Source organism: Streptomyces sp. NPDC034085 (genome assembly GCF_055575555.1).
Window position 1 is genome coordinate 863785 of sequence record NZ_JBVISL010000003.1, and the last position, 20321, is coordinate 884105.

The window sequence follows — 20321 nt, forward strand, 5'->3', positions numbered from 1 at the left end:
CGGATCGGAACAGGCCCGGGCCGGGAGGAGCGGGTTCTGTGGAGTCAGCGGGCCGTGGCCCCGCCGGTCAGTCCGAAGCCCCCTTCCAGCCGGCACCGCGGGGCGGGACGCGCCGCCCTGCGGGAACCGCGATCCCCGGCCGCGCGGACCGCCGCCCAGGTGGACCATCGAGGGGAAAGGAAGTGACCCCATGACGGAGCCGCGCCCTGCTTCCGACCCGCCCGTCACCGGGACACAGCCGCAGGAGGCCGAGGTCCTGCGGGACATGCTCCGCAGCCCCGGCTACCTCAAGGCGCTCGCCTTCTGCGCCCTCATCGGCATCCCGGTCTCCCTCGCCGCCTTCTGGTTCCTCGTCATGCTCCACGAACTGGAGCACGCGCTGTGGGCGGACCTCCCCCACGCGATGGGCTGGGACAGCCCGCCCTGGTGGTGGCCGCTTCCCCTGCTGCTCGTCGCCGGAACCGCGGTCGGCCTCGTCGTCACGCACCTGCCCGGGGCGGGCGGCCACGTCCCCGCATCCGGGCTGCACACGGGAGGTGCCTCGTCGGCCGCGCTGCCCGGAGTCCTGCTCGCCGCGGTGACGAGCCTGCCGTTCGGCGCGGTTCTGGGGCCGGAGGCGCCGCTGATCGCCCTCGGCGGCGGCCTGGCCCTGATGCTCCGCAACCTCGCGCGGGCACCGGCGACCCCGCAGAGCACCGTGCTCCTGGGCGCGGCCGGAGCCGCGGCGGCCGTCTCCGCGATCTTCGGCAACCCGTTGATCGCCGCAGTACTGCTGATCGAGGTGGCAGGCGTGGGCGGGCCGCAGCTGTTCGCGGTCATGCTGCCGGCTCTGCTGTCCAGCGGGGTCGGGGCCCTGGTCTTCACCGGCCTCGGACGCTGGACCGGACTGGCGACCGGGGAGCTCTCCCTGCACCTATCCCTGCCGTTCCCCCGCCTGGACGTGGCGGACGTGCTCTGGGCGGTGGTCCTCGCCGCAACCCTCGCCGCGGTGCTGCACCCCCTGCTGGCCGGGGCCCGGGCGATCGCCGCGTACGTCACGGTACGGCCTCTCGTACGGACCGTGGAGTGCGCCGCGGGCGCAGCGGTCTCCGCCGCCCTCTACGCACTGATCACCGGCCGCTCGCCCGGCGAGATCGTCTCGTCCGGTCAGGCCGGCCTCACCGGACTGGCCGCCGACCCCCACGCCTGGGGCGTCGGCGCACTGGTGGCCGTCCTGCTGTTCAAGGGCGCCGCCTACGCGCTCTGCCTCGGCAGTCTGCGAGGCGGCCCCGTGTTCCCCGCGCTCTTCCTCGGAGCCGCGGCGGGCGTCCTCCTCGCGCCCCTGCCGGGCCTGGGAGTCGTACCCGGGATGGCGGCCGGCATGGCGGCGGCCGGGGCCGCCACGCTGCGGCTGCCCGTGAGCAGCGTGGTGCTGGTGATCCTGCTGCTCGGCAGCTCCGCCATGATGCCCCTCGTGATCCTGGCGGCCGTGGTCGCCTTCGTCGTCACCGAGCTGCTGCCTCCCGGGTCCGCCGCGACGTCGCGAACCCCGGCGAGGGCCCCGGCCGCGAAGCGGGGGGCCGGGTCCTCGTAGCCCGTCCGATCGGATCCGGTCGCCCCGTGGCGGCCGGCGGGGGAAGGCGGCGCAGCGGCGGGACGTGTCTGCCGCGCTCCGCACGACAGCGTCCCCTGGCACCGGCTGCCCGCCCCGATGCTGCGACGCACAAACCTGTCGACTCCGGGGGTCCGCGAGGCCCCCCCGGCACGCCTCCCGGTGGCACGCGCAGGCCGCGCCCGCGCGTCGTGCCGCCGACCGGATGGCCTTGGCGGGCGTTTCGTCTGCGGACGCGCCGCGCTGGGTAGTACGGTTCCGTGCTGTCTTTGCCTGCCGACCACCGCGGCCTGCGTGAGCGCTTCGCCGAAGAGGGCTACGTGCCCCTCCCCGGTCTCGTGCCTCTGGAGCGGCTCACGCTGTTCCGGCGCGAGATCCGCCGTCTCGAAGCGCTGGCGGCACACCGCGATCCCGCGGCGGCCCGGCCCCCGGCCGCCCTCGACGGGCTGGTCATCGCCGCGGAGTCCGAGCTGATCCCGCGCGTCTACCACGACCCCGCCCTGATCGAGCTGGTGCGCGGGATCTCCGCGATGGAGGCTGTGCCCGTCGCCGATCCGCTGGAGCGGCACGTGGTCGACATCCTGCACCGGCACGGCGAGACGCCGGGCCCGCACGTCCACCCCCACCCGCACCCGCTGGCCCTCGTCGTCTTCGCCGAGGCGCCGGGCTCGGCCCGGGACGGCGGCCTGCTGCGGTACGGTCCCCGGGGCGCGGCCGCGGCGGTGCTGGACGAGGCCGCCCGCCGGGCCCACCACCGGCCCGGCGACGGCTACCTGCTGCGCTGCGACACCACCGCCCACCAGGTCACCGGCCTGCGCCGGCCCGGGTTGCGGCGGGTCGCGCTGCACTTCGCGTACACCACGCCCGACCGGCAGACCGCGGCAAGATAGCAGTCCCGCGAGGGCTTGCCCGGATGTTTATCCGATGGTGATGGTCCTTCCGCAGCGGCACCGGACGGGGCACTAGCGTCCCGTGGCACCCCAGGAGTGCGGGTGCGCACCGCAGGCCGCGTACCGCCACTGCCGCCCCGCGCCTCCTGCCGGCCCACGGAGCGAGGAGGCACAGTGCTGTCATTGCGGCGGCGATCCGTCAGCGGCTTGTCGGTGGCCACGAGGTACACGATCGGGAGCGGTCTCGTCATCGCCGCCCTGGCCGTCACGCTCATCGCGCTGCTGATTCCCGTCTCGAAGTTCGGCGACCGGACCTCGGCCGCCGCGGCGGGATCGGCCGCCAAGCCCGGTATCGACGACGACGGCGCGGGGACCATGAGCACGGCGTACGGGCCCCTGACCGCCGCGGACCGGGACTTCGTACGCAAGGTGCGGCTCGCCGGGCTGTGGGAGGGCCCCGCCGGGCGGCAGGCCCAGCAGCGCGGGATCCGCCCCGCGGTGCGCACGGCCGGGATGCACCTCGTGGAAGGCCACGCCGACCTGGACCGCCAGGTGATCCAGGTGGGCCAGGCCCTCGGCGTGGACCTGCCCGACAAGCCCAGCGCCCAGCAGCAGGACTGGCTGAACCAGATGACGAACGCCCCCGACAGCGAGTACGAGCGGCTGTTCGTCCAGCTGCTGCGCCGGGCGCACGGCAAGGTGTTCGCGCTGCTGGCGCAGATCCGGGCGCAGACCCGCAACTCCATGGTCCGCGCCCTCGCCACCTCGGCCAACGCCACCGTGCTGGACCACATCACTGTCCTGGAGGAGAGCGGGCTGGTCGACTTCGACTCCGTCTCCGACGCGAGCCCCGCACCCGCCTCCCCCGCCCCGGTCCACCACCAGGGGGCCGCGCCCCCTCAGATGTCCGACCGACGAAACGAAGTGAAGTGATCGTATGAGTCACAAGGGCCACAGGCGCCCCCGGTTCAAACTCCTCGCGATGGTCTCCGCCCTGGTGCTGGGCGGTGGCGGGGTCGCCGTCGTCGCCGGCAACGCGAACGCCGGGCAGGACGGCCGCCCGGGACAGGTGACGGCCACCATCGACTGCCCGGACGTGGGCGACCGGCTCACGTCCGTACCCGACCAGGCCAGGGGCGAGGTCGACGCGAACCTCGCCCAGCTGGACGTGCAGGTGGCCGACGCCTACCGCCGGCTCGCCGCCGGGGAGGTCCGGGGCGAGGCGCAGAAGGACGCGCTCCTCGGGCGGCTGCGGGACCAGCGCTCCACGACGATCAGCAAGGTGTCCGATGCGATAGGCCGCTCCTCCGGCGGCCAGGGCGGCCGTCCGGAGGGACTTGATCAGCTCAGCGGTTGCGAGATGAAGGAGGCTCCGGCGGCGCAGGACGACGCGGCGGCCCCGGAGGCGGGTCCGGACGCGGCCGCCGCCCGGAGCGCCGGGCAGCAGGGCGGGCCGGCCAAGAGCGACTTCGTCTCCATCACCAAGGTACGGCCCAACGTGCGCACCCCCGCGCCCTCGGCGGGCGCCTCCAAGGGCTCCTTCACCTCCGAGTGCGGCCGCAACGAGAACGGCCACTTCAACCCCGACAACGTGATCGTCGCCCCCGGCGTGTCCAACGGCGCGCACCACATGCACGACTACGTGGGCAACAAGACCACCGACGCCTTCTCCACCAACGGCAGCCTCGCCGCCTCCGGGACCACCTGCGGCAACGGCGACCAGTCCACCTACTACTGGCCGGTCCTGCGGCTACGCGACGGCAGGGCGGAGCGGGACGCCAAGGCCCCCGGGGGTGGGCAGGACGCCAACGTCGGCACGATCCTGCGGCCCAAGCAGGTCTCGATCACCTTCAAGGGGAGCCCGGTGGGGCAGGTCAAGGCGATGCCGCGGTTCCTGCGGATCATCACGGGTGACGCCAAGGCCTTCAGCAACGGCACGGCCAACGCCAACGCCTCCTGGAGCTGCACCGGCTTCGAGGACCGCCAGCTGAAGGACAAGTACCCGGTCTGCCCGAAGGGCAGCGACGTGGTGCGCACCTTCACCTTCCAGAGCTGCTGGGACGGCCGCAACACCGACAGCGCCAACCACCGCACGCACGTGGCCTTCGCGGACAAGTCGGGCCGCTGCAAGAAGGGCTTCACCGCCATTCCGCAGCTGGTGCAGCGGATCACGTACGGAGTGGCGCCGGGGGCGCGGTTCGCCGTCGACAGCTTCCCCGAGCAGCTGCACAAGCCGGTGACCGATCACGGCGACTTCATCAACGTCATGTCGGACGGCCTGATGGCCAGGGCCGTGGGGTGCGTCAACAGCGGGCGCAGCTGCCGCTGATCCGGCGCTGCCGTCCGGTCCGGACGCGGCGGTGGCCCGGAGCCGAAGGGCTCCGGGCCACCGCCGTGCTCGCGCGGGAAGGACCGCCGTGGTTCACAGTCCGTTGACGCGGGCCATCCGTCCGACGACCAGGGGGGTGAAGTCGGCGGTGACGACCCGTCCGTTCCTGCGGCCGGAGCGCGAGTTCTGGCGCCGGACCTGCGCCATCAGCCGGCGGCTGCGCAGGGCCATCTCCAGCTCGAACCGGGTCCGCGGGTCGCGCAGTCCGGGCCCGAAGAGCTTCTCGAGCTGCCGCATCCGGTAGCGCACCGTCTGCGGGTGCACGCTCAGGGCCTTCGCCGCCTCCGGGGCGCCTCCGCCCTCCAGCCAGGCGAGCAGGGTGACCTCCAGCCGCTCGCTCTGGCGCGGGGTCAGGTCGGCGAGCGGCCGGAGCCAGCGGGCGGCGAGGGCGTGGGCGAGGGGTTCGTCCTGGAGCAGCAGGAGGGTCGAGAGGTGGTCGTCCACGAAGACCGCCCGGTCCATGCCGCCGCGGGTGGGCGTGAGGGTCAGCAGGCGCAGCGCCCAGCGCAGTGAGGAGGCGGTGTCGCGCAGGGGGACGGCGTGGCCGACGGCGGCGAACCGGCCGCGGAGCGGCAGTTCGAGGGCGGCGCGGGCGTCGGGGTCGGGGCTGGGGAGCAGCAGGCACGGCCGGCCGGCGAACATGCCGGCGAGGGAGTCGTCGAGTACGGCCGCCAGCTGCTGCGTTTCGCCGGGGGTGGCCAGGGCGACGGCCCGGACGGCGGGCGGGAGGGGCCAGTGGGCGGCTTCTGCGAGTTCGGCGAGGGAGCCCTCGCACGCGGTCCGGTCGTCGGTGAGGGCCCGGAAGAGTTCCTGGCGGGCCCGCTCGGGCGGGGCGGCGGGCTCCTGCCGGGCGCCCTGGCCGGCTCCGGTGCCGTCACCGGCTCCGCCGCCGTGGTCGTGGCCGTGCTCGCGCGCGGGTTCGCGTACGTCGTCCCGTACGCCTCCCCCCACGATCTCGAGGCGGCCGTCGTGGCGGTCCTCCTCGCAGCCGTGGCCGGCCCGGGCCGGGGCCCCGGGGGTGGCCCGGGGCGGGGTCCCGGACGGGTCCGCGACGGGGTCCGCGCAGGGCGCGTCCCGGTCGGCGGCGTCGCGGTAGCCGAGAGCGGAAAGAAGGGCTTCTTCCACCCTCAGCCTGAGCAAATCGTCATCGATGGCATCGTTGTCATCGACAAGTGCGGAAAATCCCGGAATTCCATGCAGAAGCTCCTCCACTATCTCCGCGGCCAGCGCGGGGAGTTCCCTGCGCAGAACACGGGTCCACTCTCCGCGCGGGCGGGACCAGATGCGGTTCAGAAGTTCGCACATCGTTTCCTCGTTCTTGCCGGGGTGAGGCCTGTCCGGTGCAGGGGTGACAGGCCCGCCGGGTTGTCTGCCTCGCCAACAACCCTGTCTGTCAAGAGAGTTGCAGCCCCCACGTCCCCTTCTGGAGGGTTCCGGCCACTTTCGGTCCCGCGGGTTTGCCTTGATTTTGCCGTCGGGGACGCATGGTTGGCCAGCGACGCGGTGGCCTGTCACGACCTCCACTGGAGGGGAATCTTCCGGGGTTGTTCGATGCCTCGGAGACGCGGTGCGAGAAATTATCACGTTTCGATAAATCCTGTGGAGATGCTGCGCAGCTCCACGATGCTGCTGCACTCCGGCCCCCGAGCCCCTCGGCCGGCGCGGGAATTCCACAGCGCTGCCGGCCGTCACCGACCCCAACCCCCGGGTGCCGAGCGCCAGGTGGACCGCTCGGAGCCCGGGTGCTCAGGAGAACCGCATGCCCCTGCCCCAGCCGCACATACCCCGCTCCCACAGGGCACGACGCAGGAGTCGCCACGCGGCGGCGGCCCCCGGCGCGGCTCCGGCCGCGGGACGGCGGGCCGTCAGAAGGCCCTCCCTGCTGCCCGCCGCCGGAAGGCTGCGCCCCAGCGCCCTGTGCGCCGCCGGCGCCGCCCTCGTCTCGCTCCTCGTGGCGGCCCGAGCGGGCGCCCTGACCCGCCCGTGGGAGTTCCTCGACTTCGGGGCGGGCGTGCTCTCGCTCGTCTGCCTGACCTCGACCGTCCTGTGGGGGCTGGTGGCCACCGACCGGGTGCTGCTCGGCTCGGGCCACCGGCTGCTGGCCCAGGGCGTGCACCGCGGCCTGGCCGTGTCCGGGCTGGGCTTCCTCGCCCTGCACATCTGGGTCAAGGTGGCCGAGCGGCAGGCGGACGCCGCGGCCGCCGTGGTGCCGTTCGCGGACCCGGACCGGCCCGTCGTCATCGGCCTCGGCACCCTGGCCGGATATCTCTTCGTGGCCGTGGCCGCCTCCGGCGCCCTGCGTAGTGTGTTCGCCACCAAGAGCCGCTCCCTGTGGTGGCGGGCGCTGCACATCGGCGCCTACCCCGCGTGGGGGGCGTCGCTGCTGCACGGCCTGAAGGCCGGCCGCGCCGCCGACACCTGGGTGACGACGGCGTACGCGCTGTGCCTGGCCGGGGTCATCGCCCTGCTCGCGTTCCGGCTCAGGGCCCGCGGGCTCGGCGCCGCCTGGCAGCAGCCCTCCGTACCGCAGCCGGCCGCCTCCGGGCGGGAAGCCCCCGCCCAGCCGCCGCGCGTGCGCCCGTTCTTCATCCAGGACGTGCCCCTCGCGGACCTGCTGGTGCGGCCGAGGCCGAGCACGGGCAGGGGCGGGCCCGGCTCCCCGGCACAGCCGCCGCGGACCGGCCGTGCCCCGTACGCGGCCGCCGCCGCGGCCGGCCCGGGCGCCGACCGGACCTCCGAGCAGCTCGCCGACCGGGACCGGACGTGGTGAGCGGAGCGCCGCGCCCCGGGCTCGGCTGCGTGGGCACCCCGCGGCTGCTGGCCGGGCTCGACCGGGACCCGCGGCTCGACCGCGAGGCGCATCTGGCGGCGCACGGCCCGCTGCCCGGCTACGCCCCGGACGAACTCGTCGCCCTGGCCGAGGACATCGACCTGCGGGGGCGCGGCGGGGCCGGCTTCCCCTTCGCCCGGAAGCTGCGCGCCGTCACCGGATCCGCCCGGGAGCGGGAGGGGTCGACCGCCGTGGTGGTCAACGGCAGCGAGGGCGAGCCCAGTTGCCTGAAGGACACCGCGCTGCTGCTGCACGCCCCGCACCTGGTGCTCGACGGCGCCCTGCTGGCCGCCGCCGCGGTCGGCGCGCAGGAGGTGGTGGTGGCCGTCACCCGGGCGGACGTGGAGCGCTCGGTACGGGACGCCGTCGAGGAACGCGGCCCGGGCGGCCGCCGGGTGCGGGTGTCGCGGCTGCCCGAGCGCTTCGTGACCGGCGAGGGGACGGCCCTGGTGGGCGGGCTGAACGGCGGCGCGGCGCTGCCGTCCGGGCGGCGGGTGCGGACCAGCGAGCGGGGGCTGGGCGGGGTGCCGACCCTGCTGTCGAACACCGAGACCTACGCCCAGCTCGCCGTCGCCGCCCGGATGGGCGCCCCCGACTACCGCGCGGCCGGCCTGCCCTCGGAGCCGGGCACCGTGCTGCTGACCGTCGCCGGGCACACGGTCGTCGAGACGCCGACGGGCACCTCGCTGGCGTACGTCCTCGACCTGTGCGGCACCCGTACCGGCCAGGGCGTGCTGGTCGGCGGGTACCACGGCCGGTGGCTGGACCCCGGCGCGGCCCGCTCGGCGGACGTCTCGCGCGGCTCGCTCTCCGCCTTCGGCGCGGTGCTGGGCGCGGGGGCGGTGCTGCCGCTGCCCGAGGACACCTGCCCGGCCGGCGAGGTCGCGCGGGTGACGCGCTGGATGGCGAAGGAGTCGGCGGGGCAGTGCGGGCCGTGCGTACGGGGACTGCCCGCGCTGGCCGACGTCCTGGAGGACGCGGTACGGGGCGGGGGGCGCGGCGCCCTCGACGCCGTGGAGGCCCGGCTGAGAGCCGTCCGGGGCCGCGGGGCGTGCAGCCACCCCGACGGCACCTCGCACTTCGTGGCCTCCGCGCTCGCCGTGTTTCCCGACGAGTTCCGCGACCACGCCCTCGGCAGCGGCTGCGGGCGGCGGATCGTGGGCGCGCTGCCGCTGCCGCTGGACGAGAGCCCCCCGGAGCGGCTGGTGGTGGACTGGACGCTGTGCAAGGGGCACGGGCTGTGCGTGGACATCCTTCCGGACGTCGTACGGCTCGACGCGGACGGCTACCCGGCGGAGGCCTCCATGCCGGTGCCGGGCCCGCTGCGGCCCAAGGCACTGCGGGCGGTGCGGCGCTGTCCGGCCCTCGCGCTGCGCATCCAGGAATGAGCGGGTGCACGAGTGCGGGACGCGCCCGAGTTCATTCTTGGCGCGATCTGACAAATTCCCGCGGGTTTCGGTTTCCGCCGCCGTTCGCCCCGTATCAATGACGGCAGGCAATGAGCACCACGGGACCCCATCCCAAGGAGAGATCGTGAAGACAATGCGCCGGGAGATAATCGCCGGGTCGGCAGTCGCGGTACTGCTGCTGACGGCTGGTTGCGGTATCGCCGACAAACCCGCTTCGAAGGCGAATGCGGTACAGCCCGCAGGAGCCGGGAAGCAGCTCGGCGCATACGGTTCCGACGGGGGTTCCGGATACGGCTCGGCGTCCGGATCGGGGTACGGCGAAGGCTCCGGGGCCGCCCCGGCCGGCGGCGCCGGACAGAGCGGGCCGGCCGGGAAGCTCCAGGTGCGGGAGATCCCGGCCCTCGGCTCCGGGGTCGCCGACGGCGAGGGGTTCACCCTCTACCGCTTCGACAAGGACACCGCCAAGCCCCCGAAGTCCAACTGCGAGGGCGACTGCGCCAAGGCGTGGCCGGTCGTCCCGGCGGACGAGGCCTCCGCGGGGGCGGGCATCGACGCGGCCCTGCTCGGTTCGGTGACCCGGGCCGACGGAAGCAAGCAGCTGACGGTCGGGGGCTGGCCGGTGTACCGCTACGCCAAGGACACCAAGGCGGGCGACGCCCTCGGCGAGGGGGTCGGAGGCACCTGGCACGTCCTGGGTCCCGACGGGAAACCGGCCGGAGCCGGAAAGGCCCCGGGGATGCAGGGACAGGCGATGGAAAAGGAAGGAGGTGCGAAGGAGGAGGCGAAATCCGCGGTTTCGGTCCGGCAGAATCCCCAGCTCGGCAACATTCTCCAGAATGCGGAGGGCTGGACCCTTTACCGGTTCGACAAGGACAGCGCCTGGCCGATGAAAATCGGCTGCGTGGATTCCTGCACGGACACGTGGAAGCCCGCCGAGCCCGTCGACGCGTCGCAGGTCTCGGGGATCGACGCCAAACTGGTCGGTTCGGTGAAACGGCCCGACGGGACGGAGCAGCTGACGATCGACTGCTGGCCCGTCTACACGTTCACCGGTGACAAGGCACCCGGTGAGGCCAACGGCCAGGGCAAGCAGGGCCTGTGGTGGGCCGTCACCGACAAGGGGAAGAAGGCGAAGGCGGCGGGCTGACCCTGCCGGGACGCCCCCATTGACGTGGTGCCCGGCCCCCCTCCCCTCCCCGCCGGGCACCACACCCCCTCCCCCTTCGCCCCCGATCAGCCCGTGAGGTCGCCATGTTCCCGTTCCGCCGCCCCGGCCGCCGCCTCCTCCCCGCGGCCGCCGCCGCGCTGTGCGGCGCCCTGCTGGCCGGCGGCTGCGGCGCGGAGCGGCCCGCACACGGCGGCGCGTCGGCCCACGGAGCGCAGGGAGCGCACGCAGCGCACGGGGCACCCGCGGGCGACGGCTCCTCCCCCGCGAAGACCGCGACGGTCGAGGAGCTCGCCGCCGCCCTGGGGTGCAGTGCCGAGGTGAGCATGCAGGCCGACGAGCTGCGCCAGGGGGCCTGCGCGACCGGGCAGGGCGCCTACCGCATGACCACCTTCGCCGCCGAACAGGGCCTGCGCTCCTGGCTGGCCGAGACCCGGGTGTACGGCGGGGTCTACCTGGTGGGCGACCGCTGGGTCGTGACCGCCCAGTCGGGGGACGCCCTGACCACGTTGCGCGAACGCCTCGGCGGCACGTTGGAGAACGGCTCCGGGCACGCCGGCCACTGACCCCGCAACGCACGCGGCGCGTCGGCCAGTTGTCCGGAAATCCAGTCATTCGCGAGGTGGACGGAAGAGCACAGGAGCCGCCCTCGGGGATGATTCGCCCCGCCGCCGCGTGCCCCAGGGTGGGCAGGGAATCGTCCCTCTCCGAAAGGAACGGCCCTTCGTGCGCACGAAACGGCTCGCACCCCTGCTCGCCGCCGCCGGCCTCCTCACGACCCTCCCCCTCCTGTCCGCCACCCGGGCGGCCGCCGCCCCCGCCGACTACGGGCCGCAGCAGCCCTCCTGGCACCGGTGCAGCGCCGAGCAGCCGGCGTCGTACGAGTGCGCGACCGTCAAGGTGCCGCTCGACTACCAGCGGCCCCGCGGCAGGACCATCGACCTCGCGATATCCCGGATCAAGAGCCCGGACCCCGCCCGACGGCACGGCGTCATGCTCCTGAACCCCGGCGGACCCGGCGGCTCCGGCCTCGACCTGCCGCTGATGATGGATGAGGCGATGCCCAAGGAGGTCAGGGAGCGGTACGACCTGATCGGCTTCGACCCCCGGGGCGTCGGGGCCAGCAGCCCGATCAGCTGCGGACTGACCGACGCGGAGCAGAGCATCGACCGCCCGTACCGCCCGGAGACCTTCCCGTCCGACGTCGCCTGGGCGCGGACCGTCGCGGACAAGTGCCGTGAGAAGGCCGGTGCCGTGCTCCCGTACATCACCACCCGCAACACGGCTCGCGACATGGACGCGATCCGCTCGGCCCTGGGCGAGCGGAAGATCTCCTACGTCGGCTACTCGTACGGGACCTACCTCGGGGCGGTCTACACGCAGATGTTCCCGTCCCGGACCGACCGCTTCGTCCTGGACAGCGGGGTCGACCCGCAGCGGCTCTGGCGGGGGATGCTCCAGGTGTGGGCCACGGAGGCCGAGCCCGCCTTCGCCCGCTGGACGCGGTGGACGGCGGAACACGACGCCGAGTACCGGCTCGGGGCGACGCCGGAGGCGGTGGCGGCGGTCTTCTGGGGGCTGGTGGCGCGGGCCGACCGGGACCCGATCGAGTTCCAGGGGACGAAGGTGACGGGCGATGACATCCGGTCGGCCCGCGCCCTGTTCTTCTACCCGCGGGAGGCGGCCCCCTTCGTCAGCGCGCTCAAGGCCGCTGCCGAAGGCACCCCGCCGCCCGCCGGCCTGGCCGTGCCGGACCTGAAGAAGACGCTGCGGGGTGCCGAGCCGGCCTCCGACAACGGCACGGCCGTCTTCTGGTCCGTGGTGTGCGGGGACACCGGCTCCTGGCCGCGCGATCCCGGACAGTACGCGCGGGACGCGGCGCGGGACAAGGCCCGGTACCCGCTGTACGGGGACTTCGCCTCCAACATCAAACCGTGCGCCTTCTGGCAGCGGCCCGCCGAGGCGGCCACGCCCATGAAGACCCGGGCGAACGTGCTGACCGTGCAGAACGAATGGGACTCCCAGACCCCGCTCGTCAGCGGGCAGGGCCTGCACCGGTCGCTGAAGGGCTCCCGGATGGTCCTCGCGGCGGGCGGGGAGGGCCACGGGGTGTACCTGGCGGATCCCCGCTCCTGCGCCAACGCCCCGGTCAACTCCTACCTGGCGACGGGCCGGCTGCCCGCCCGGGACGTGACCTGCCGGACTCCGCAGGACGCGGACCGGCAGCGCGGCGCCCTGACGTCGCCGCTGCCGGTCCCGGCCGGCCCCCTGCGGTTCTGACGCCCGGACGGCCTTCGGCGCTCCGCAGGACGCAACACCCGCGAAGGGCTTCGCACCCGGGCACCGCCGCGCCATCATGGGCGGTGCCCGGGTCGTGCCATCGGGGGACCACGGCCGGGCCGTGATGTCCGGGGGGACACGTGTCCGCATCCGTACGCCCGCAGTCGGCGCCGCCGTCGTCCGCACCCCGCGGCCGGGGCGTCCTCGAAGGGGCCTTCGCCCTGCTGGAGGCGCTGCGCCGGCACGGCGAGGAGGCCGGCGTGACCGAACTGGCCCTGGCCTGTCAGGTGCCCAAGGCGACCGTGCACCGGCTGCTGGACCAGCTGGTGGCGCTCGGCGCCGTCGAGCGGTGCGGCGCCCGCTACCGTCTCGGCGCCCAGCTGTACCGGATCGGCGAGGCCTGGCAGCCGCACCCGGGGCTGCGGCCGGCGTCCCGGCTCCCGCTGCACCGGCTGCGCGCGGCGACCGGGGCCAGCGTGGTGCTGACCGTGCTGTACGAGGACCAGGCGCTGACCGTGAACTCGGTGCCCGGGGTGCTGGAGCCCGCGCTGCCGGTCCGCGACGGTGCGGGCTTCCGGCTGGACACGGCGGCGGGCCGCGCCCTGCGCGGTCCGGCCCGGCCCGGGGCGGTGCTGGACCGGGAGGAGGTCATGGAGGGGGTGTGCTGCGCCGCGCTGCCGGTGCGCGCACCCGACGGCCGTGCGGTGGCGGCGCTGGCCGCGCTCGTTCCGGCGGGGCAGCCGCTGGGCCGGCTCGCCCAGGCCGTCGCGGAGGCCTGTGCCGCGATCACCCGGGGGCTGGCGCGCGGGGTGCCGGGCCCCGCGGGGCTGCCGCCGGGACTGCTGCGCTGAGCCGCCGTGCGCGTTCCGCTGAGCGGAACGCGCGTAGAACCGCGGCCGCCCGGCAGCGCACAGTGGTGGAGCCGCCGGGGGGACCGGCGCTCACACGACACTTCCGGGGGATTCCACCATGAGCCGCAGCATCGCCCGCTTCGCCGCCGCCACCCTGCTCGCCCTCGGGGGCGTCGCCGGGTTCGCGGGGGCCGCCCAGGCCGAACCCGTCGACTACGTACGGATCGAGCTGCTGGAGCTGACCTGCCACCAGCAGAGCGAGGGCGACCACGACGAGGCGTACCTCAAGGTCACCGACGCGAACGGCAACCAGGTCAAGGTCTGGCCGGGGAGCCTGAAGTACCAGACGATGGGCACGAACTACGTGCGCTCGATGGAGGACGGGAACGGCAACGCCGCCCTCGTCCTCGGCAAGCAGCAGGCCCGCACCCTGACCCTGTGGGACTACGACACGACCAGCCCGGACGACAAGCTGGGCGCGACGCTGGCCACCGGGAGCGAGTTCGGCGGCGAGGTCCAGTACCGCTCCCTGGAGGGCTCCGGCGGGGTGTACACGATCGCCTACCGCGTGATCGACATCTGAGCCGGGGCCGGAGCCGGGTCAGCCGAGCAGGGCGTACACCGTCGAGGCCTTCGCCGCCGGGTCCGGGCTGCCGTCCGGGGTCATGGTGATGTCGGCGAAGGCCATGCGCTTGCCGAGTTTGGTGATCCGCACGTCGATCAGCACGTCCGCGCCCGTCACCGGCCGCTGGAAGCTCGTCGACTGCTGGACGGTGGTCATCGGGCCGTACGCTCCGCGCGCGGCGGAGATGGCGACGACGGTGGCGGTGTCGGCCGCGGCCATCAGGGCCTGGCCCGACAGGCCGCCGCCGTCGCGCGCCAGGGCGTCGGACCAGGGCAGCCGCAGGACGGCGTGCCGCTCGCCGGTCTCCTCGACGGAGAGGCCGAGGGCGAGCACCCAGGGGGCGAAGTTGTCGCTGAGGATCTTGTCCGCGTCTGCCGGTGTCAACGTCACCCGCCGATTGTGGCGGCCCGGCGCGGGCCGCCACAACTCCCCGGGTCGAGCCGTCGAAGTCCCTCCTGGCCGGTGGGCGGCCGGAGCTGCTTCGACGACAACTCCCTAGAGGCCGGCGGCGAGTTCCGTGCCCTGGCGGATGGCCCGCTTGGCGTCGAGTTCGGCGGCCACGTCGGCGCCGCCGATCAGGTGCGCCTCGACGCCTTCGGCGCGCAGCGCCTCGTACAGGTCGCGGCGCGGTTCCTGGCCGGTGCACAGGACGACCGTGTCGGCGGGCACCAGGTGCGGCTCGCCGCCGACGGTGATGTGCAGGCCCTCGTCGTCGATCCGTTCGTACGTCGCCCCGGCGACCGAGACGACCCCGCGGTGCTTGAGCTCCGCGCGGTGGATCCAGCCGGTGGTGGTGCCGAGGCCGGCGCCGACCTTGGTGGACTTGCGCTGGAGCAGGGTCACCTGGCGGGGGGAGGCGGGCCGCTCGGGGGCGGTGAGGCCGCCGGGGCCGGCGTAGGCGGTGTCGACGCCCCAGTGGCGGAAGTAGACCTCGGGGTCCTGCGAGGCGCCCTCGCCGCTGTCGGTGAGGAACTCGGCGACGTCGAAGCCGATACCGCCGGCGCCGACGACGGCCACGCGCTCCCCGACGGGGACGCCGTCGCGCAGCACGTCGAGGTAGCTGACGACGTCGTCCCGGTCCACGCCCTCCAGGGCGGGGGTGCGGGGGGTGACGCCGGTGGCGACGACGACCTCGTCGTAGCCGCGCAGGGTGTCCACGTCGGCGCGGGTGTCGAGGCGGACGTCGACGCCCTGGGCGGCGAGCTGGGTGCCGAAGTAGCGGATGGTCTCCTCGAACTCCTCCTTGCCCGGGATCCGGCGGGCCACGTCGAGCTGGCCGCCGATGTGGCCGGAGGCCTCGAAGAGGGTGACGGCGTGGCCGCGTTCGGCGGCGGTGACCGCGCAGGCGAGGCCGGCCGGGCCGGCGCCGACGACCGCGACGCGCTTCTTGCGCCGGGTGGGCGAGAGCACGAGCTCGGTCTCGTGGCAGGCGCGGGGGTTGACCAGGCAGCTGGTGATCTTGCCGCTGAAGGTGTGGTCGAGGCAGGCCTGGTTGCAGCCGATGCAGGTGTTGATGGTCTCGGGGCGCCCGGCGGCGGCCTTGGCGACGAAGTCGGAGTCGGCCAGGAAGGGGCGGGCGAGGGAGACCAGGTCGGCGCGGCCGTCGGCGAGGATCTCCTCGGCCTTCTCGGGGGTGTTGATGCGGTTGCTGGTGACGAGCGGGACGCTCACCGCGCCCATCAGCCGCTTGGTGACCCAGGTGTAGGCGCCGCGCGGGACGGAGGTGGCGATGGTGGGGATGCGGGCCTCGTGCCAGCCGATGCCGGTGTTGATGATCGTCGCGCCGGCCGCCTCGACCTCCTTGGCGAGGCGCACGACCTCCTCGAGGGTGGAGCCGCCCGGGATCAGGTCGAGCATCGAGAGCCGGTAGATCAGGATGAAGTCGTCGCCGACGGCCGCCCGGGTGCGCCGGACGATCTCCAGCGGGAAGCGCACGCGGTTCTCGTACGCGCCGCCCCAGCGGTCGGTGCGCTTGTTGGTGGCGGCGGCGATGAACTCGTTGACCAGGTAGCCCTCGGAGCCCATGATCTCGACGCCGTCGTAGCCGGCGAGCTTGGCCAGGCGGGCGGCGCGGACGAAGTCCTCGATGGTTTCCTCGACCTCGGCGCCGGTGAGCTCGTTCGGGACGAAGGGGCTGATGGGGGCCTGGATCGCGGTGGGTGCGACGAGGTCCTTGTGGTAGGCGTAGCGGCCGAAGTGGAGGATCTGCATCGCGATCTTCCCGCCCTCGGCGTGGACCGCGTCGGTGATCACCCGGTGCTCGGCGGCCTCCTCCTCGGTGGTGAGGCGGGAGCCGCCCTCGAAGGGGCGCCCGGCGTCGTTCGGGGAGATGCCCCCGGTGACGATCAGGCCCGCGCCGCCGCGGGCGCGCTCGGCGTAGAAGGCGGCCAGGCGCTCGAAGCCGCCCTCGTGCTCTTCCAGGCCGGTGTGCATCGATCCCATGATCACGCGGTTCGGCAGGGTGGTGAAGCCGAGGTCCAGGGGGCTCAGCAGGTGCGGGTACCGGCTCTGGGAACTCATGAGGGGGCGCCTCCTCGCGCGGGGGTGATGCTCCCGTTGTAGCGAGGGGAGGGCGGTTTTGCAACTAGGTGCAAAACCGAGTGCGGTCCCTCCGGCCCGGGATTGCGGGGGACGGGGGCCCCTCCCGCCGGAGGCTGTGGCGCAGTTCACGCCCCGCCCCGCGCGGGCCGGGACCCGGGCGGGTCAGTGGATGACCCGGAAGCTGCGCCAGGGAAGGGTGCGCGGGGCGGTGACGTTCGAGAGGGTCGTGGCCACGTAGACCCCCTCGGCCCCGTCGACCTCGCCGCAGTTCTCCGTCCGGTACAGGACGATGTCCACGAGGGTGTTGTTCTCGACGTGGGTGGCCCCCTTCGGAATGCGGATCCGGTGGCAGCCCTTGACGGGGGTGTTGGAGTAGCTCAGCTCGGCCGGCGAGTCGTGGCCGCGGAAGGTGAGCACGCCCACGGTGCTCCGGCCCATGCCCGAGCAGGCGGTGGCGGTCAGCAGCAGTGCCGCGGCCCCCACGATGGTGCTGATCCGTCGGCTGTGGGACATGGCGCGGTCCTCGTCTGTGCGGTGGTGGCGGTGTCCTTGCCCACAGCTTTGCCCGGCGGAGCGCGCGTGGCTTGCGCTGCTCGGCCGACCGGATGAACCGGCCGGGGAAGGCGGTGGAGCCGGGCCGGAGCGGACCCGGCTCCACGGACCTCACGCGCGCCGGAGGCGGACCGTGACGATCTGGAACGGCCGCAGGGTGAGGGGGACCCTCCCGTCGGGCGCGGGGGCACCGACCGCCGAGCCCGCCAGGGGGCGCTCCAGCAGGTCGCTCTCGACCGCCGCCACGACCGGGAAACCCGGCGAGAGAATGGCCCCGGCGCGTCCGCCGCGGGACTCGTAGAGGCGTACGACCACGTCCCCGCTGCGGTCCTCCGCCAGCTTGACCGACTCCACCACCACCGCGTCGTCGTCGACGGCCAGCAGCGGGGCGACCGGCCCCGCGCCCCGCAGCACGCGTTCGGGCAGGTTGAACGCGTGGCCCTCGCGCACCGCGTCCCCGATCCCCGCGCCGGGTGCGAGCGCGTAGCGCAGGGTGTGGCGGCCCTGGTCGGTCTCGGGGTCCGGGTAGCGGGGGGCGCGCAGCAGGGAGAGGCGGACGGTGGTGGTCTGGCCGCCGTCCGCGCGCATCCCGCGCGTGACGTCGTGCCCGTACGTGGAGTCGTTGAGCAGCGCCACGCCCCAGCCGGGTTCCCCGGCGTGGATCCAGCGGTGGGCGCAGATCTCGAACTTGGCCGCCTCCCACGAGGTGTTGGTGTGGGTGGCGCGGTGGACGTGGCCGAACTGGGTCTCGGAGGCGGTGTGTTCGGCCTTGACGTCGAGGGGGAAGGCGGCCTTGAGGAACTTCTCCGTCTCGTGCCAGTCCACCTCCGTGGTGATCTCCACCGCCTTGGCCCCGGCCCGCAGGGTGAGGACCTGGGTGACGGCGGAGGAGCCGAAGGTGCGGGAGACGGTGACGGTGCAGGAGTCCCGCTCCCGCTCGGTGACCTCCAGGGAGTCTAGGGCGACGAGGTCGGTGACCTTATTGCGGTAGAAGGCGTCGACGTCCCAGGCGTCCCACATGTTCGGGAAGTCGGGGTGGACCTGGAGCAGGTTCGCGGCGCCGCCGGGGGCGAGGGCCTCGCGGCCGCCCTCCAGGTCGTACGCGGAGACGATCAGGCCGCGCCCGTCGATCTCCACGAGCAGCCGCCCGTTGGCCAGGACGTGCCCGCCGCCGTGCCGCTCCTCCACCGTGACCGGCTGTGCGGCCGGCCGCGGCCGGGCCGCCCCGCCGGCCGGGATCCCGCGCCGCTCGTGCGGGGCGCAGTTGAAGACCAGCTCCTCCTCGCCCCGGCCCGCGAGGGCGGTCTGCGCGTCGAGGGTGATGCCGGCCAGCTCCCGGCGCACCTCCTCGTAGGTCGCGCGGGCCTCGCGGTGCACCCAGGCGATGGAGGAGCCGGGGAGGATGTCGTGGAACTGGTGCAGCAGGACGGTCTTCCAGATGCGCTCCAGGTCCTCGTACGGGTAGCGGAAGTCCGGGACGCGCACGGCGGCCGTCGCCGCCCACAGCTCGGCCTCGCGCAGCAGCGACTCGCTGCGCCGGTTGCCCTGTTTGGTCCGGGCCTGGGAGGTGTAGGTGCCGCGGTGGAGCTCCAGGTACAGCTCGCCGACCCACACGGGCGCGTCCTCGTACTCGGCGCGGGCCTTCTCGAAGAAGGCGTCGGGGCGCTCGATCTCCACGCGCGGGGAGCCTTCCAGGTCCCGCTGGCGCCGGGCCCGGGCCAGCATCTCGCGGGTGGGGCCGCCCCCGCCGTCGCCCCAGCCGAAGGGCACCAGGGAGCGCGAACCCCGCCCCTTCTCCCGGTAGTTGCGGGCCGCGTGGGCCAGCTGGGCGCCGCCGAGGTCGCTGTTGTAGGTGTCGACCGGTGGGAAGTGCGTGAAGACGCGGGTGCCGTCGATGCCCTCCCACCAGAAGGTGTGGTGCGGGAACCGGTTGACCTGGGACCAGGAGATCTTCTGGGTCAGGAACCACTGGGCGCCGGAGAGCCGGACGAGCTGGGGCATCGCGGCGGTGTAGCCGAAGGAGTCGGGCAGCCAGACGTTCCTGGTCTCGATGCCGAACTCGTCCAGGAAGAACTTCTTGCCGTAGAGGAACTGTCGGGCCATGGCCTCGCCTCCGACCATGTTGGTGTCGGACTCCACCCACATGCCGCCGACCGGCACGAACTGCCCGTCCGCGACCTTCTTCTTCACCCGCTCGAAGAGTGCGGGCCGGTGTGTCTTGACCCAGTCGAGCTGCTGCGCCTGCGACATGGCGAAGACGAACCCGGGGTGCTCGTCCATCAGGGCGATCATGTTGGAGGTGGTGCGGGCCACCTTGCGGACGGTCTCGCGCAGCGGCCACAGCCAGGCCGAGTCGATGTGGGAGTGGCCGACCGCGCTGATCCGGTGCGCGGAGGCGTGCGCCGGGGCGGCCAGCACCCCGGCCAGGCGGGCGCGGGCGGCGGCGGCCGTGCCGGCGACGTCGTCGAGGTCGACCTCGTCGAGCGCGCGGTCGACGGCGCGCAGGATCTGGTAGCGCCGTGCGTCGTCCTCACCGAGCTGGGTCATCAGGTCGTGGAGGACCTCGAGGTCCTGTACGAGTTCCCAGACCTCGGTCTCGAAGACGGTGAGGTCCATCCGGGCGAGCCGGTACAGCGGCCGGTCGGCGCTGGTGAGCCGGTCGCCCTCGTAGGTGGGGGCGTGCTCCACCAGGACGGGGTTGGAGGCCGCCTCGACGTACCACTCGATCCGTTCGCCGCCCGCCGCGGAGTCCGCCACGCGCACCCAGTCGTTGTACGGGTTGAGGGCCTTGACCTCGCTGCCGTCGGCCCGGTGGACCAGTCCCTCGCACTGGAAGCCGGGCATCATCCGGTCGAAGCCGAGGTCGAGGACGGCCTCGACGGTGCGCCCCGCCCACTCGGCGGGGACGGTGCCGGTGACCTTGAACCAGGTGGTCCCCCAGGCCCGCCCCCACTCGTCGCCGCTCGCGCAGGGCGCGTACGGGGCGGCGAGCGCCTCGGAGACGGGGACCGGTTCGCCGGGGGCGTCCCAGCGCTCGACGGCCAGGGGCCGCCGGCGGGAGCGGACGGCGGGCCGGATGCGCTCCCCGAGGACCCGGCGGAGGCGGTGTTCGGTGATGCTGCGGTCGTCGTGCATGACGGGGGCTCCAGGAGATCGCGGGCAGGAGGACGGAGAACGGCGGAGGGCCGGCGGCGGACG

Annotated in this window: 16 protein-coding genes; 11 read left to right on the forward strand and 5 right to left on the reverse strand. The window is 74.1% G+C overall.

Translation table 11 applies throughout. From position 1 onward, the window contains the following. The first annotated feature begins 190 nt into the window (after nucleotides 1-190). The 4 genes from ACZ501_RS14210 (at nucleotide 191) to ACZ501_RS14225 (ending at nucleotide 4810) form a co-directional block, all read left to right on the forward strand. Complete coding sequence (locus ACZ501_RS14210) at nucleotides 191-1573, forward strand: chloride channel protein (RefSeq protein WP_468795260.1); 1383 nt, start codon at nucleotides 191-193, stop codon at nucleotides 1571-1573. Nucleotides 1574-1851: 278 nt separating this feature from the next. After that, on the forward strand, nucleotides 1852-2481 hold the full coding sequence (locus ACZ501_RS14215) for a HalD/BesD family halogenase (protein WP_361604688.1): 630 nt from the start codon (nucleotides 1852-1854) through the stop codon (nucleotides 2479-2481). Nucleotides 2482-2694: 213 nt separating this feature from the next. Continuing rightward, entirely contained in the window at nucleotides 2695-3414 is a 720-nt protein-coding gene (locus tag ACZ501_RS14220) for a DUF4142 domain-containing protein (protein WP_468795263.1), read from the forward strand. 4 nt (nucleotides 3415-3418) lie between these two features. After that, nucleotides 3419-4810: a DUF1996 domain-containing protein gene (locus ACZ501_RS14225; RefSeq protein ID WP_361604685.1), complete on the forward strand. Its 1392-nt coding sequence runs from the start codon at nucleotides 3419-3421 to the stop codon at nucleotides 4808-4810. A gap of 93 nt (nucleotides 4811-4903) precedes the next feature. Here the strand turns inward: ACZ501_RS14225 and ACZ501_RS14230 are convergent, their stop codons facing one another. Next, on the reverse strand, nucleotides 4904-5995 hold the full coding sequence (locus tag ACZ501_RS14230; protein ID WP_468795266.1) for a PucR family transcriptional regulator: 1092 nt from the start codon (nucleotides 5993-5995) through the stop codon (nucleotides 4904-4906). Nucleotides 5996-6629: 634 nt separating this feature from the next. On the opposite strand from ACZ501_RS14230, the gene ACZ501_RS14235 reads away from it, so the two are divergent. From ACZ501_RS14235 to ACZ501_RS14265, 7 genes are all read left to right on the forward strand, one after another. Beyond that, the gene (locus ACZ501_RS14235; protein ID WP_468795269.1) at nucleotides 6630-7640 is read left to right on the forward strand and encodes a hypothetical protein; all 1011 of its coding nucleotides are present in this window, start codon (nucleotides 6630-6632) and stop codon (nucleotides 7638-7640) included. Next, nucleotides 7637-9088 (forward strand): NADH-ubiquinone oxidoreductase-F iron-sulfur binding region domain-containing protein, encoded by a 1452-nt coding sequence (locus tag ACZ501_RS14240; RefSeq protein WP_468795272.1) that lies wholly within the window; start codon nucleotides 7637-7639, stop codon nucleotides 9086-9088. Before ACZ501_RS14235 ends, ACZ501_RS14240 begins: the two co-directional genes overlap by 4 nt. A gap of 154 nt (nucleotides 9089-9242) precedes the next feature. Continuing rightward, on the forward strand, nucleotides 9243-10256 hold the full coding sequence (locus ACZ501_RS14245; protein WP_468795519.1) for an SCO0930 family lipoprotein: 1014 nt from the start codon (nucleotides 9243-9245) through the stop codon (nucleotides 10254-10256). A gap of 104 nt (nucleotides 10257-10360) precedes the next feature. Beyond that, nucleotides 10361-10840 (forward strand): hypothetical protein, encoded by a 480-nt coding sequence (locus ACZ501_RS14250; RefSeq protein WP_468795275.1) that lies wholly within the window; start codon nucleotides 10361-10363, stop codon nucleotides 10838-10840. Nucleotides 10841-11000: 160 nt separating this feature from the next. After that, on the forward strand, nucleotides 11001-12554 hold the full coding sequence (locus ACZ501_RS14255; RefSeq protein WP_468795278.1) for an alpha/beta hydrolase: 1554 nt from the start codon (nucleotides 11001-11003) through the stop codon (nucleotides 12552-12554). A gap of 140 nt (nucleotides 12555-12694) precedes the next feature. Continuing rightward, nucleotides 12695-13405, forward strand: coding sequence for a helix-turn-helix domain-containing protein (locus tag ACZ501_RS14260; protein ID WP_362461464.1), 711 nt, complete (start codon nucleotides 12695-12697; stop codon nucleotides 13403-13405). Between the two features lie 118 nt (nucleotides 13406-13523). Next, entirely contained in the window at nucleotides 13524-13988 is a 465-nt protein-coding gene (locus ACZ501_RS14265; RefSeq protein WP_362461461.1) for a hypothetical protein, read from the forward strand. Between the two features lie 18 nt (nucleotides 13989-14006). Here the strand turns inward: ACZ501_RS14265 and ACZ501_RS14270 are convergent, their stop codons facing one another. The 4 genes from ACZ501_RS14270 to ACZ501_RS14285 form a co-directional block, all read right to left on the reverse strand. After that, complete coding sequence (locus ACZ501_RS14270; RefSeq protein ID WP_361604103.1) at nucleotides 14007-14420, reverse strand: PaaI family thioesterase; 414 nt, start codon at nucleotides 14418-14420, stop codon at nucleotides 14007-14009. A 105-nt stretch (nucleotides 14421-14525) separates the two neighbouring features. Further along, nucleotides 14526-16550 (reverse strand): NADPH-dependent 2,4-dienoyl-CoA reductase, encoded by a 2025-nt coding sequence (locus tag ACZ501_RS14275; RefSeq protein WP_361604106.1) that lies wholly within the window; start codon nucleotides 16548-16550, stop codon nucleotides 14526-14528. A gap of 183 nt (nucleotides 16551-16733) precedes the next feature. Next, nucleotides 16734-17084 carry a hypothetical protein gene (locus ACZ501_RS14280; protein WP_361604109.1) on the reverse strand — a complete coding sequence of 117 codons (351 nt, stop codon included), beginning with the start codon at nucleotides 17082-17084 and terminating at the stop codon, nucleotides 16734-16736. A gap of 150 nt (nucleotides 17085-17234) precedes the next feature. Then, the gene (locus ACZ501_RS14285; RefSeq protein ID WP_468795281.1) at nucleotides 17235-20258 is read right to left on the reverse strand and encodes an alpha-mannosidase; all 3024 of its coding nucleotides are present in this window, start codon (nucleotides 20256-20258) and stop codon (nucleotides 17235-17237) included. Nucleotides 20259-20321: the final 63 nt, after the last annotated feature.